General features: G+C 70.2%; 11 protein-coding genes. 6 read left to right on the forward strand and 5 right to left on the reverse strand.

Features of this window, described 5'->3' with window-relative positions; genetic code table 11:
- Positions 1 to 10: 10 nt before the first annotated feature.
- From MYK68_RS01730 to acs, 4 genes are all read right to left on the reverse strand, one after another.
- Entirely contained in the window at positions 11 to 946 is a 936-nt protein-coding gene (locus MYK68_RS01730) for an alpha/beta fold hydrolase (protein WP_247867892.1), read from the reverse strand.
- An 11-nt stretch (positions 947 to 957) separates the two neighbouring features.
- Complete coding sequence (locus MYK68_RS01735) at positions 958 to 1491, reverse strand: phage holin family protein (RefSeq protein WP_247865951.1); 534 nt, start codon at positions 1489 to 1491, stop codon at positions 958 to 960.
- A gap of 781 nt (positions 1492 to 2272) precedes the next feature.
- Complete coding sequence (locus tag MYK68_RS01740; RefSeq protein ID WP_247865953.1) at positions 2273 to 2737, reverse strand: hypothetical protein; 465 nt, start codon at positions 2735 to 2737, stop codon at positions 2273 to 2275.
- A 1004-nt stretch (positions 2738 to 3741) separates the two neighbouring features.
- Positions 3742 to 5682: an acetate--CoA ligase gene (gene acs, locus MYK68_RS01745; RefSeq protein WP_247865954.1), complete on the reverse strand. Its 1941-nt coding sequence runs from the start codon at positions 5680 to 5682 to the stop codon at positions 3742 to 3744.
- Between the two features lie 187 nt (positions 5683 to 5869).
- On the opposite strand from acs, the gene MYK68_RS01750 reads away from it, so the two are divergent.
- Positions 5870 to 6622, forward strand: coding sequence for an oxidoreductase (locus MYK68_RS01750; protein WP_247865955.1), 753 nt, complete (start codon positions 5870 to 5872; stop codon positions 6620 to 6622).
- A gap of 397 nt (positions 6623 to 7019) precedes the next feature.
- On the opposite strand, the gene MYK68_RS01755 is transcribed toward MYK68_RS01750, so the two are convergent.
- Positions 7020 to 7829, reverse strand: coding sequence for an HAD family hydrolase (locus MYK68_RS01755; protein ID WP_247865956.1), 810 nt, complete (start codon positions 7827 to 7829; stop codon positions 7020 to 7022).
- 242 nt (positions 7830 to 8071) lie between these two features.
- Between MYK68_RS01755 and MYK68_RS01760 the strand changes: the two genes are divergently transcribed.
- The 5 genes from MYK68_RS01760 (at position 8072) to MYK68_RS01780 (ending at position 12737) form a co-directional block, all read left to right on the forward strand.
- Entirely contained in the window at positions 8072 to 9016 is a 945-nt protein-coding gene (locus MYK68_RS01760; protein WP_247865958.1) for an esterase/lipase family protein, read from the forward strand.
- A gap of 127 nt (positions 9017 to 9143) precedes the next feature.
- Positions 9144 to 10202, forward strand: a complete 1059-nt coding sequence (gene ssd, locus MYK68_RS01765) for a septum site-determining protein Ssd (protein WP_247865959.1) — start codon at positions 9144 to 9146, stop codon at positions 10200 to 10202.
- Positions 10199 to 11329: a TadA family conjugal transfer-associated ATPase gene (locus MYK68_RS01770; protein WP_247865960.1), complete on the forward strand. Its 1131-nt coding sequence runs from the start codon at positions 10199 to 10201 to the stop codon at positions 11327 to 11329. Before ssd ends, MYK68_RS01770 begins: the two co-directional genes overlap by 4 nt.
- Positions 11326 to 12123, forward strand: a complete 798-nt coding sequence (locus MYK68_RS01775) for a type II secretion system F family protein (protein ID WP_247865961.1) — start codon at positions 11326 to 11328, stop codon at positions 12121 to 12123. Before MYK68_RS01770 ends, MYK68_RS01775 begins: the two co-directional genes overlap by 4 nt.
- Positions 12120 to 12737: a type II secretion system F family protein gene (locus tag MYK68_RS01780; protein ID WP_247865963.1), complete on the forward strand. Its 618-nt coding sequence runs from the start codon at positions 12120 to 12122 to the stop codon at positions 12735 to 12737. The genes MYK68_RS01775 and MYK68_RS01780 overlap by 4 nt, the downstream gene beginning before the upstream one ends.
- The last annotated feature ends 5 nt before the right edge of the window (positions 12738 to 12742 follow it).

The following is a 12742-nucleotide window of genomic DNA, read 5'->3' on the forward strand; positions in this document are numbered from 1 at the left end:
CGCGCAGGGCTCAGTGCTCCAGCAGTCCCAGCAGGGCGGCGTTGACCGCGTCCGGGTTCTCCTCGTGGACGAAGTGCCCGGCCGCCGGGATGATCCGGTAGTCGAACTGCGACGCCCAGTGACCGCTGCCGGCCATCACCGAGTCGAGGATGTAGTCGTCCTCGCGGCCGCGCAGGGCCAGCACCGGGATGTGCAGCCGCTTGTTCATCAGTTCCATGAAGCGCCGGCCGTCGCCGCGGAACTGCGAGCGGAACGCCCAGCGCCGGTATTCCAGGCTGCAGTGCGCGACGCCCGGGATCTGGATGGCCAGCCGATTGCGGGCGATCGCATCGGCGAAGTCCGGGGTGTGCCGCCAGGTCTCGCCCGAGCGCTCCCGGAAATACTCTTCGATGAATGCACCGTTCCCACGGGTCAGGCGCTTCTCACCGAGCCGGGGCAGCTGGTTGTGCAGGAACGGCGCCAGGAAGGCCGACCGCTCCGCGGAGTTCATCAGGACCGACTGGCGCAGCGCCCGCGGGTGCGGGGAGGCGAGGACCGCGATCCCGGCCACCGAACGGGGATGCAGGGTGGCCGTCGCCCAGCAGACCAGACCGCCGTCGGCGTGCCCGATGAGCGTCGCCTGGGTGTGGCCGAGCGCCCGGATCAGGGCGTGGGTGTCGCCGGCCAGCGTCCAGCCGTCGTAGCCGCGCGGAGGTTTGTCGGAGTCCCCGTAGCCGCGCAGGTCGACGGCGACCACGCGGTAGCCGGCGGCGCTGAGGGCGTCGAACTGGTGCCGCCAGCTCCACCAGAACTCACCGAACCCGTGCAGCAGCAGCGCGAGCGGCCGGTCGGCGATCGACCCGGCCACCGCCTCGACCGCATGGAACCGCAGCCCGTTGGCGCGGACGTCGAAGTGATGCCACGGGCCGTCGTACCGCACCTGCGTGGCATCGGGCGGGCCGGACAGCGTGGCCAGAGTCAGCTCCGGCCGGTGCCCCGCGCGGGCGGGATCTGCGGGTGCGCGTAGCCGGCGCCCGAGGCGCCGGGCTCGCCGCGGCCCGGGATCACCGTCGCGAGTTCCTGGACGGACTCGATGGTCTTCTCCGGCTTGCGCAGCCGGCGGAACAGCACGTAGCCGACGGCGATCAGACCGATCGAGACCAGCAGCAGGATCAGGAAGACGACGAGGAAAGCGGCCCAGGTCGGCATCCACAGATCCAGCAGGAAACCGAGGAACACGAAGAAGAACAGGCTCGCGTAGAGGAGAAGGGTGGCGGCGACGACCATCAGGCCGGTGCCCGCGCCCGCCTTCTTGGCCTCCCCGATCAGTTCGGTCTTGGCGAGCTGGATCTCGGCGCGGACCAGGGTCGACGCGCTTGCGGTGGCCTCTTTGACGAGATTGCCGATGGTCGGCTGTCCGTCACGCCCGAGGTTCGCATCGGTCATCGGGATCGACGGCGCACGAGGGGCGTCGCTCGGTTCCTTCGGCCAGGTGTCCTGATCTCCGCTCACGGCTCTCCCTTGTCGCCTCGGCTGTTGGACTCTTATGTTGCCATGGCAGGGGCTTGGGGAGGCGGCGCGGTCGTGGTTCGTCGCGCTGTTCCACGAGAAACCCGTTGTCGACCGGCGCCGTGCGGGGTTCGGCACGAGGTTGCGATTCGGTGAGAGTTGTCGAGAAGAACCGACTGGCGACGCCGGTCTGCCAGGCTCGTCGATGAAGGCCGCCCTGGAGCGCGGCGTTGACGCCGAGCTGACCGGACCTCTCGGGTCGAGGCCGGTGACTTGGGCCGGCGTATCGACGACGAGCCGCGTAACGGCGACGGCGCCAAGACCGCTGCGCGACGCTACCTTGCCTGTCGGCCTTCACTTAGACGGGTTCAATCTGCCGATCTCGCAGTGGACACCGCTTCGATTCGTCCACACCGCCACGCCACCTCGGAGTTCCGGATGGAGCGGGGCGGACCCGCCTTCAGGCACGGGCCACTGAACGTGGTGGTGTCCAGCGAGTTGGTCTTGTACGAGTTCCGCGACCGCCGCCGTCGCGGCCTCCTCGTCCGTCTCGGCGCCGTGGAACCCGTTGCCGACGAGGAAACCCGAGACCCCATCCGATTCGCTGAGCGGCAGAATGCCCAATGCGATGTAGCCGTTGCCAAGGTATTCGAAGGACCACCCGACCCCATCTTGGTCGAACGACGGAGTGAGTCCCGCGAGATCGCGAGTCACGCGGCATGCCGCGGCTGACCACACCCCAGGGAGCCGGGGGTACGTTGCGTTCAAAGACAAATCCGACCCCTTACGCCCTGAAATCGATTGCGGTGTCGACTCGCCCTGGCTGCAGACCTGTCTTTGTCATCACTTGGAACGTGCATGCGCTGCGGAGCTGATGCAGTACGTCCGGCCGATAATTGAGACTCGAGTGCAGCAGGTAGTCTGCGGGAATACAGCTGTGGTCGTCACGGTATCCACCGATCGGCGAGATGGTGGTGGTGCACGCCATCTTGTTCGCCCAGACGATCGATTGTACTGACGGCTGCAGCTTCAGACTCCACATGAAGCGCTTGGCGCCAGGGTCGACTTGTGCGGTGAACCTGGCGACGCTGTTCTGGTGTTCCCAGTATTGCGATCCAGTCCGAAAGTCGTGATACGCGGGGGCCGGTGGCGCCGCCGTCGCTTCTGACAAACCGACTGCGGAGGCCAAGCCGACAGCAGCCAAGAGCGTTGAAGTCAGGACTCCAAGTCTCTGTCGTGCGGTGATCATCGTGTTTCCTTCGTTCTGGGGGGGTCGATCAGATCCATGCCGCACGGCACGCCCATCACGGCGAGTAGCAGGGTCGAAGCGGGTCGCATCGTCACTCCGGATTCGCTTGGGTTCTGTCGAGTTGAGCTCCGGTGTGGAGCTCAAAGCAACGGTAGGAGTGTGAGGTCGACGCTTGGAGAGTACGAATCTCAAACGTGCAGGTAGAGAAGGGAAATCGAATTCTGGTTCAGAATTCTTCGGACCTGCGATCTGGGAAGGTGCCGAATCCTGTTCGGATCGATGTGGCCGGTGTCGGCGTCTCGCCCACGCTTTGGACGGGGGTCTGAGCGATTTCCATCCGGGTCGCGGTGGCGGGTGACTGCTCGGCCACGCCGGGGACACGATGCCCCATTGTCGATGAGTTCGTTCGGGTAGTCGGTGTCAACCGACTCGGCCGGTGCCGGAGACCAGTCGGTGCTCGTTCGGCGGCCGCTGCCATGGTGAGCACGGGATCGGCGAAATGCACCCGCGTTTCCGCTCTCGCGCGAATGTCGCGTGGCCCGAGTGTTCCTTGCCGCGATCCCGCGTCAGTGCTATCGGGGTTGCTCGGGCTGCTTCGTCACCGACGCGCCGTATTCATCACGACCGCTTTGCGCCCGCCCAGCGGTAGCGACTTCTCACGTACGGCTTCTCGCGCCGGCCTTCCATCGTGGCAGGTGCATCGGCAGCGTCGAACGACCTGCGGTGCGTGACGAAGGTGCCGATCGCGGGGCGGCCCGTTCCGATGTTCAGTTCGCCCTCCCCATGGTCGGGGCGCGCGGTCGACGACTGGAAGCGCGCCGAGTACGAGGTCTGGCCGTCATGTCACCCTGCGCGTTGCTCCGTGATCGGGCTCGCGGCCAGAGCACAGGTGCGTGAGCAGCGTGTGCTTGGGAGAAACCGTCCAGAAACTCTGGGCCGGATCGCGCATCCGGTCGCGCGGCGTCCAGTGGAGTCGCGCGACCGGATGGGTATCGTCCGGGGTGTCAGCTCCGCTTGGCGCGGATCGCCTCGAAGACCGACGGATCCACCAGCGTCGAGGTGTCGCCGAGTTCGCGGCCCTCGGCGACGTCCTTCAGCAGCCGGCGCATGATCTTGCCCGAGCGCGTCTTGGGCAGCTCGGGCACGATGTTGATCTCGCGCGGCTTGGCGATCGGCGAGATGTCGATCGACACCTGGTTGCGCATCTCGGCGATCAGCGTCTCGCCGTCGTTCGCCACGCCCTCCATCAGGATGACGAAGGCGACGATGCCCTGGCCGGTGGTCTCGTCGGCGGCACCGATCACGGCGGCCTCGGCGACGGCCGGATGCGCCACCAGCGCCGATTCCACCTCGGCGGTGGAGATGCGGTGTCCGGAGACGTTCATGACGTCGTCCACGCGGCCGAGCACCCAGAGGGCGTGGTCGTCGTCGTACCGGGCGCCGTCGCCGGCGAAGTACCAGCCCTCGTCGGCGAAACGCGACCAGTAGGTGTCCTTGAAACGCTCCGGGTCGCCCCAGATGGTGCGCAGCATGCCCGGCCACGGGCGGTCGAGCACCAGGTACCCCTGCTCGCCGGCGCCGACCGGGTTGGCGTTGTCGTCGACGATGTTCGCGCTGATACCCGGCAGCGGCCGCATCGCCGAGCCCGGCTTGCACGCGGTGACGCCGGGCAGCGGGGCGATCATGATGCCGCCGGTCTCGGTCTGCCACCAGGTGTCGACGATCGGGCAGCGGCCCGCGCCGATCACCTCGTGGTACCAGCGCCACGCCTCCGGGTTGATCGGCTCGCCGACACTGCCCAGCAGACGCAGCGAGGTCAGGTCGTGGGCATCCGGGATCGCGCGGCCCCACTTCATGAAGGTGCGGATCAGCGTGGGTGCCGTGTAGTAGATGGTGACGCCATACTTCTCGATGATGTTGAAGTGGCGGTGCTCGTCCGGCGAATTCGGGGTGCCCTCGTAGATCACCTCGGTCGCGCCGTTGGAGAGCGGGCCGTACACGATGTACGAGTGCCCGGTGACCCAGCCGATGTCGGCGGTGCACCAGAAGACGTCGCGCCCCTCCTTGTGGTCGAACACGTTGTGGAAGGTGTAGTTGGCCTGCGTCAGGTAGCCGCCGGAGGTGTGGACGATGCCCTTCGGCTTGCCGGTGGTGCCGGAGGTGTAGAGCAGGAAGAGCGGGTGCTCGGCGTCGAACGCCTCCGGCTCGTGGTGCGGCGATGCCTCGCCGACGGTGTCCTCCCACCAGACGTCGCGACCGTCGACCCACGGCAGGTTCGGGTCGTGGTTGGTACGACGGACCACGATCACCTTCTCCACCGAGGGCGCGGCGTCGTCGCCGGTGCCCAGGGCCTCGTCGACGTGCGTCTTGAGCTCGGCGGGCTGGCCGCGGCGGAACTGACCGTCGGTGGTGATGACCACCTTGGCCTCGGCGTCGTCGACGCGCGAGCGCAGGGCGGCGGCGGAGAAGCCGGCGAAGACCACCGAGTGGGTCAGGCCGATGCGCGCGCAGGCGAGCATCGCGATGATCGCCTCGGGGACCATCGGCATGTAGACGGCGACGCGGTCACCGGCCTGCAGACCGATCGCGGCGAAGTAGTTCGCGGCCCGGGACACCTCGTCCTTGAGCTGGCTGTAGGTGATGTCGCGGCTGTCGCCGGGCTCGCCCACCCAGTGGATCGCGACGCGGTCGCCCTTACCGGCGGCGACATGGCGGTCGACGCAGTTGACGGCCACGTTCAGCTTGCCGTCCGAGTACCACTTGGCGAACGGCGCATCCGACCAGTCCAGGACGGTGCTGAACGGCGTCGCCCAGTCCAGGTTCCGCGCCTGCTCAGCCCAGAATTCGTCCGGATCGGCTTCGGCGCGGGCGTACATCGCCTCGGTGGCGTTGGCCTGCGCGGCGAATTCCGGGGACGGGGGATAGACCTGCTCGGTGGTGGACATCGGCTGCCTTTCGGTGGAGCGTGCTGAAGGTGAGGCTATGCACGGGGCATGGTGCAGAGCACCGGAGCCCGACATCTGTGAGGGTAGTCACTGGCGTCGCTGAGGGTAGTCGTGCATAGGTTGCGGGTGGGTTGCGCGCGGTGAGCGGTCGGTTCCGGGCGGTCGGTGGCCGACTACCCTGAACCGGGTGACCGCCGATCCGCTCGCCCCCCTGCTCGATCTCCCCGGCGTGGCCGAGGCCGCCGCCGAAGCGGGTGAGGCGTTGGCCGCCGTGCACCGTCATCCGGTGAATCTGCGGGGGTGGGACAAGACCTCGCGCGAGTCGTCGTGGCGCGGCGGCCGTAGTTCGGCCGCGATGGAGGGCGCGACCACCGAACTGAACCGTGAGCACGACTTCGACGATCCGGTGATGGCCGGCGCGATCCGCGTGGCGCAGGCCCTCGACCCGGACTCCCTCGATCGGGAGGTGGCGGTGTTCCGGCGCGCACCGATGCGGTCGCTCGCCCGGCTGCACTCGCTGGCCGCCGCCGAACTGGTCGACGACGACACCGAGCTGGGCCGCCCGCGGGCCGAGCCGCACATCGCGCAGCGGCTCGATCTGCTCGGCCAGCTGGTCACCGGCGCGACGCAGGTGCCCGCCGCCGTACTGGCGGCGGTCGTGCACGGCGAATTGCTGGCGCTGGCCCCGTTCGAGAAGGGGAACGCGGTCGTCGCGCGCGGGGCGTCGCGGCTGGTGACGGCGTCGACCGGGCTCGATCCGCATCTGCTCGGTGTGCCCGAGGTGTCGTGGCTGCGTCATCTCGGCGACTACCGGGAACTCTCCGCGCTGTTCGCCACCGGGGATCCGCAGGCGCTCGCCGACTGGATCGTGCTGAGTTGCCGGGCGATGACGGCCGGGGCGGCGGAAGCCCGGACCATCGCCGACGCCGCGCGTTCCTGACTTCCGCGCGGATCCGTATGCCGGTCGGGCCGTCTGCCGGTCGAGCGGATCCGCATGATGGTCGCCCCCCACGCGTATTGCGGGCGGCCCCCGTGCCGGTGAACCGGTCTCGGGTGCCGCCCGCGAGCACGGACGCAAGTTACCAAGCGTGCAAGGTGGGTTGTGGTCTCGCCTCGGCGAGGGAGGGAAGCTCCGGCCGGGCCGGGAACCTCGATGTCGCAGGCGCACAACACTTCTGCCAATGCGGCGCGCACCGCGTGGGTGCTTACCGTCCGTGCTGGGAACCATCGGATCAGGGGATCCGGATCTTCTCTTCCGATCCGGACTTTGCCTTCCCGGGGTTCCGTACCTACTTTCTACATGGTGATCCGCATCACATCAAGCCTTTGAGAAAACTTCACGCGGCGTGGTGTCGCCGATGGGAGATTCCGTAGGCCACCGCCGCCGCGGCGATCACGCCCACGCCGGCGGCCGCCGCGGCCGTCCAGCCACGAGTCGCCGGGCTCGACCAGTCGACCAGCGGTGCCGGATTCGGAAAGTCGAGGATCTCCCAGTCGTGGGCGAGCGCGTGCGCGCGCAGCGCCTTGTCCGGATTGACGACGGCGCGGTGTCCCGCGGTCTCCAGCATCGGGATGTCGGTGCTCGAATCGGAGTAGGCGTAGCACTCCGCGAGGTCGTAGCCGCGTTCCTCGGCGAGCTCGCGCATCGCGCGCGCCTTCTCCTCGCCGTAGCAGTAGAACTCGATCCGGCCCGAGTAGTGGCCGTCGACCACCTCCATCCGGGTGGCGCGGACGGTGTCGACGCCCAGCATGACGCCGATCGGTTCCACCATCTCCATGCCGGAGGCGGAGATCAGGATGATGTCGCGCCCGGCCGCACGGTGCTCGGCGATCAGTTCGGCGGCCTCGGTGAAGATCACCGGGCGCACCACGTCGTCGAGCGTCTCGGTGACGATCGACGAGACGGTGGCCGCTTCCCAGCCGGTGCACATGTCGGTGACGTGCTGGCGCATCTTCTCGACCTGGTCGGTGTGATCGGAGGTCAGGACGAATTGGAGCTGAGCGATCGCCGACCGCAGCATGCCGCGTTTGCTGAGCAGCCCGCCGTCGTAGAAGTGCCTGGTGAAGGCCAGTGCGCTCGACCGGGCGATGACCGTCTTGTCCAGGTCGAAGAAAGCCGCGGACCGGCCGGGCGACGTCGATGTCACAAATGGAGAGAATACGTACATTCCTTGACCGCTGAGTCAGGAACGAGCGAATTTCAACTTGCGGATAGTTGGAGTTGCAAAGGTTGTCGGCGCGCGTGTACCTTCGCAAGTGTCCGGCTTCGGCCGGCGCTTTCAGCCCGACCCCCCGGGGCTGAAAGCAGATGACCCCGGCCTCCTCCCCCCTGGCCGGGGTCGTCCCTATTCCGGGGTATTTCTCGCCCTCGGAGCGCTACCCTCCTCGCATGCGGAAGACTCTCGGCGCGCTCTGCGCCGCGCTGCTGGCGACGGTGTTCGGGCTGATGACGGCCGGTCCGGCGGGTGCCGCGCCGTCGTCGAAGCTCCCGGAGAACTACAACTTCTTCGGCGGGATCCCGTACGAGCTGGCGCACCCCGGCGGTGATCTGCCCGGTGCCAACGACTGGTCGTGCAAGCCCAGCCCCGAACACCCGCGGCCGGTGATCCTGGTGCACGGCACCGGGGGCGCCAAGACCACCAACTGGGGGTCGTACGTGCCGATGCTCCGCAACCGCGGGTACTGCGTGTACGCGCTCACCTACGGGGCGCTGCCCGGGCTGCCGTGGCCGTTCACCGCGATCGGCGGCATGGACCGGATCGACATCAGCGCGCACCAGCTCGACGCCTTCGTCGAGAAGGTGCGCAAGTCCACCGGCGCGCCGACGGTCGACCTGGTCGGCCACTCGCAGGGCACCTACATGCCGACTTATTACCTGAAGTACCTCGGCGGGGCGGACAAGGTGACCGACTACGTCTCGCTGGCGCCGCTGTGGCGCGGGACCGGGTCGGTGAATCCAGTGATGACGCAGCTCGGTGAGGCGATCGGTGCGGTGCCGCTGCCGTTCTGCGTGGGTTGCGGCGGGATGCTGCCCGGCTCGCCGATGAACAAGAAGATCTGGCGCGGCGGCAGCCCGTATGTGAAGGGCGTCCGCTACACCAACATCAGCACCCGGTACGACGAGATGGTGGTGCCCTACACCGCCGGGCAGGTCCCCGGCCGTCCCGGCGAGGACGTCACGAACATCGTCGTGCAGGACACCTGCGCGCAGGACTACAGCGATCACATGGCGATCGCGGGGTCCCGCCGCGCGGCGTACATGGTGCTGAACGCCCTCGACCCGCAGCACCCGGTGACGGTGCCGTGCGAGGTGGTCCCGCCCTTCACCGGCTGAGCCGCGCCGGCCGCGGAGAGATACTCGTCGCCGGACATCCGGCGGCCTGTGGACAACTCTCACCTCACTCGAACGACCTGTGGACAACACACTGGCGTGATCCGTCGTGTGCGCTCACGCTGGGCACATGAGCGAGACGCTGCTGGTCCTGACCGGCGAGGTGCTGCAGGGTGACGTCGCCCGCTGCGGCGCGGCGGCCGGGTACCGGATCGTGGTCGGCGACCCGGCGCGCTGCCGGCACGACTGGCTGCGGGCCGGTGCGGTGGTGGTCGACGGCGACGCCCTCGGGCGGCTCACCGAATCCCGGCTGCCCGCGCGGCCAGGGGTGCTGGTGGTGTCCGGGTCGGGAACCGACGCGCGCACCTGGCGCAACGGACTGGCGGCGGGTGCGCAGGGCGGATATGTGCTGCCCGACGACGAGGCCGCGCTCGTCGCGGCGCTCTCGGCGGTCCGGCAGCCGCGGCGCGGTGCGGCACCGTCGGTCGCGCTGGTCGGCGGTCACGGCGGGGCAGGGGTGAGCACGATGGCGGTGGTGCTGGCGCAGTGCGCCAGCCGGTCGGGAAGTCCGGTCCTTCTGCTCGACGCCGAGCCCGGCGGCGCGGGCCTGGACCTGCTGCTCGGCGCCGAAGACACCCCGGGGCTGCGCTGGGGTGACATCACCGGGGAGACCGGCAGCATCGCCGGACAGGCGCTGTCGGCGGCGCTCCCGCGATGCGGCGCACGTCTGAAATTCTTGACGTCCCGGCGTGACGACGGCACACCGTTGTCCGCGGAGACGGTGCTGACGGTCGTCGACGCCGCGCGCGCCCACGGCGACACGGTGATCGCCGACGCGGGCCGCGCCGTCGACGCGGCCGCGCTCGGTGTGCTCGACTCGGCCGACCTGGCGGTGGTGATGACCACCGCTTCGGTCCCCGCCGTGGCGGCCACCCGTAAGCTCGTCACCCGCGCTCGACTCGGCGGCCAGGCGAGGCTGCTCGTCCGTGGCCCCGCGCCAGGTGGACTGTCCGCCGGGCAGGTGGCCGAGGCCGTCGGACTGCCGCTGCTCGCCGCGCTGCGGAGCCGCCGGGCACTGGCGCGATCCGGTGAGGAGGGCGGACTCCGGCCCGGCCGGCGGGGCCCGGAAACGGTGGCCGCCCGCGCCGTACTGGACGCCCTCGCCGGCCCACGGGGAGGACGACGATGACCGCCACCCGTCAGCGGCATGCCGACCTGCTCGCCCGGGTCCGTGAACGGCTCGCCGCGCACGCCGCCGAACCGGACGCCGAGACCATCGCCGACGCCGTGCGCGCCGAATCGGGTGGCCTGCTCTCGGACACCGATCTCCTCGCGGCGCTGCGGTATCTGCAGACCGAGCTGGTCGGCGCCGGGCCGCTGGAGACGCTGCTGGCCGACCCGGCGGTCACCGACATCCTGGTCACCGCGCCGGACCGGGTCTGGGTGGAGCGGGGCCGTGGACTGGAACCGGCGGCGGTCGCCTTCGACGACGAGGCCGGTGTCCGGCGCCTGGCGGTGCGGCTCGCCCTCGGCGCCGGGCGCCGCCTGGACGACGCGCAGCCGTGGGTCGACGGTCGCCTCTCCGGGGTGGGCAGGCACGGCTACGCGGTGCGGCTGCACGCGATGATCCCGCCCCTGGCCGTCGACGGGACGTGTATCTCGCTCCGCGTGCTGCGCAGCGTCACCAAGGATTTCGCCGCCATGACCGGTGACGGGTCGATCCCGCGACAAGCGCGGGATCTGCTGCTCTCGGTGGTCGCGCGGCGTCGCAGCTTCCTGGTGATCGGCGGCACCGGGGCGGGCAAGACCACGCTGCTGAACGCCCTTCTGGGCCAAGTGGATCCGGGTGAACGGATGATCCTGGTCGAGGATGCGCCGGAACTGGATCCGCAGCATCCGCACGTGGTGCGGCTGGTCGCCCGGGCGCCTAACGTCGAGGGCATCGGCGAGGTCTCGGTGCGGGCACTGGTCCGCCAGGCGCTGCGGATGCGGCCAGACCGGATCGTCGTCGGAGAGGTGCGCGGTGCCGAGGTGATCGATCTCCTGACGGCGCTGAACACCGGCCACGAGGGCTGTGCCGGAACCTTGCACGCCAACTCGATCGCCGAGGTGCCCGCGCGGATGGAAGCCCTGGCGGCGCTCGGCGGCATCGGCCGGAGCGCGTTGCAGAGTCAGTTGGCGGCGGCCCTCGACGTGGTGATCGGTGTCGAACGACGTCCCGGTGGCGACCGGCGGCTCGTAGAGATCGGTGCGGTGGAGCGTGCCGGTGGCGGCGAGGTGTCGATCCGGCCGCTGTGGACCAGGGGTGACCGGTGACCGCGCCGGGACTCGCCGTGGCGGTGCTGCTGTGCGCTGCCGCCCTCCTGGCGTGGCCGTCGGGCCGGCCGGTTCACCGGTTGCATGCTCTGAGCGGGGGCCCGGGGAGCCGGCGCTGGACGGTGCCGCGCCGGCCGCTCGTGTTCGCGGCCGTGCCGGTGGCCGGTGCCCTCGCCGGGATCGGTCCGGCGATCGCGTCGGGAATCGTGGTGGCCCTGTGGTTCTCGCGGAGTCGCCGGGCGGCGTCGGCCGCCGCGCGGGCGGTGCGGGACGACGACCTCATGCGCGCGCTCACGGTCGTGTCCGCCGAACTCTCGGTCGGCGCGCCGATGGTGCGGGCGTGCCGGGCCGCGGCAGCGGAGGTGGCGAGCGCCGACAGCGGCGTCGCCGCGGAGCTGGCGCGGGTCGCCGGACACGTCGAACTCGGCGGAGAACCCGATGCCGTCGCCGGAGCAGACGATGCCGGATTACGGAGGCTGGGGGAGGCGTGGGCGACGTCGGTGCGCCACGGCGTACCGATGGCGGCGCTCACCGGCGCGATGCGCCGGGATCTGTCGGAACGCAAGGACTTCGGTGCGCGAACGCAGGCGTCGCTGGCCGGCCCGCGGGCGACGGCGACGGTGCTCGCCGTGCTGCCGGTGCTCGGCTTGGGTCTCGGTGAGCTGATGGGTGCGCATCCGGTCGGGGTTCTTCTCGGTACGCCGCTGGGCTCGATCCTGCTGGTGGTCGGCGTCGGGCTCGCGGCTGCCGGGCTGCTGTGGGTCGACGCGATCGTGGCGAAGGTGCTCCGGTGAGTGCGGCGCTGGTGCTGGTGGCGATCGCCGCGCTGCTGTGGCCGGGTCCGGAGCGGGCACTCGCCCGGATCGGGGCGGGGCGTCGTCCCCCGCGGGCCGCGTCCGGCGTCGTTCCGCGGGTTCGGGGCGGGATGAGGCCGCCGGAGCCGGATCCGTTCGAGGTGGCCGCCGGGTACGACCTGCTCGCCGTCTGCCTGCGCGCAGGCCTTCCGGTGGCGACCGCGGTGGCCGTGGCCGCCGCGCACGCGCCGCCGCCGCTGGCGTCCGATCTCGCCCGGGCGGCGGAGTTGCTGGCGCTGGGTGCCGACCCGGAGACCGCGTGGGCGACACCGGAGCGCCGGGGTGCCCGGCCCCGCGCTCCGGACGAGCACTTCCGCGAACTGGCCACGCTGGCGCGCCGCGCCTCCCGCGCGGGATCGTCGATGGCCGACGGGGTCGAGGCCCTCGCCGAGGCCACCCGCGAGCAGGCCCGGACCCGGGCGCTGGCCCGCGCCGAACGGGCGGGGGTGGCCATCAGCGGGCCGCTCGGGCTCTGCTTTCTTCCGGCGTTCGTCTGTCTGGGGATCGTGCCGGTGGTGGTCGGTCTGGCGTCGGGCATGTTCGGCGGGTCGTAGTGGGG

Source organism: Gordonia sp. PP30, assembly GCF_023100845.1.
Classification (GTDB): domain Bacteria; phylum Actinomycetota; class Actinomycetes; order Mycobacteriales; family Mycobacteriaceae; genus Gordonia.

Bases quoted from the DNA above. Each gene is read 5' to 3' on its own strand.
- MYK68_RS01740 (WP_247865953.1), bottom strand. From the start codon at position 2,737: ATGATCACCGCACGACAGAGACTTGGAGTCCTGACTTCAACGCTCTTG.
- acs (WP_247865954.1), bottom strand. From the start codon at position 5,682: ATGTCCACCACCGAGCAGGTCTATCCCCCGTCCCCGGAATTCGCCGCG.
- MYK68_RS01760 (WP_247865958.1), top strand. From the start codon at position 8,072: ATGCGGAAGACTCTCGGCGCGCTCTGCGCCGCGCTGCTGGCGACGGTG.
- ssd (WP_247865959.1), top strand. From the start codon at position 9,144: ATGAGCGAGACGCTGCTGGTCCTGACCGGCGAGGTGCTGCAGGGTGAC.
- MYK68_RS01770 (WP_247865960.1), top strand. From the start codon at position 10,199: ATGACCGCCACCCGTCAGCGGCATGCCGACCTGCTCGCCCGGGTCCGT.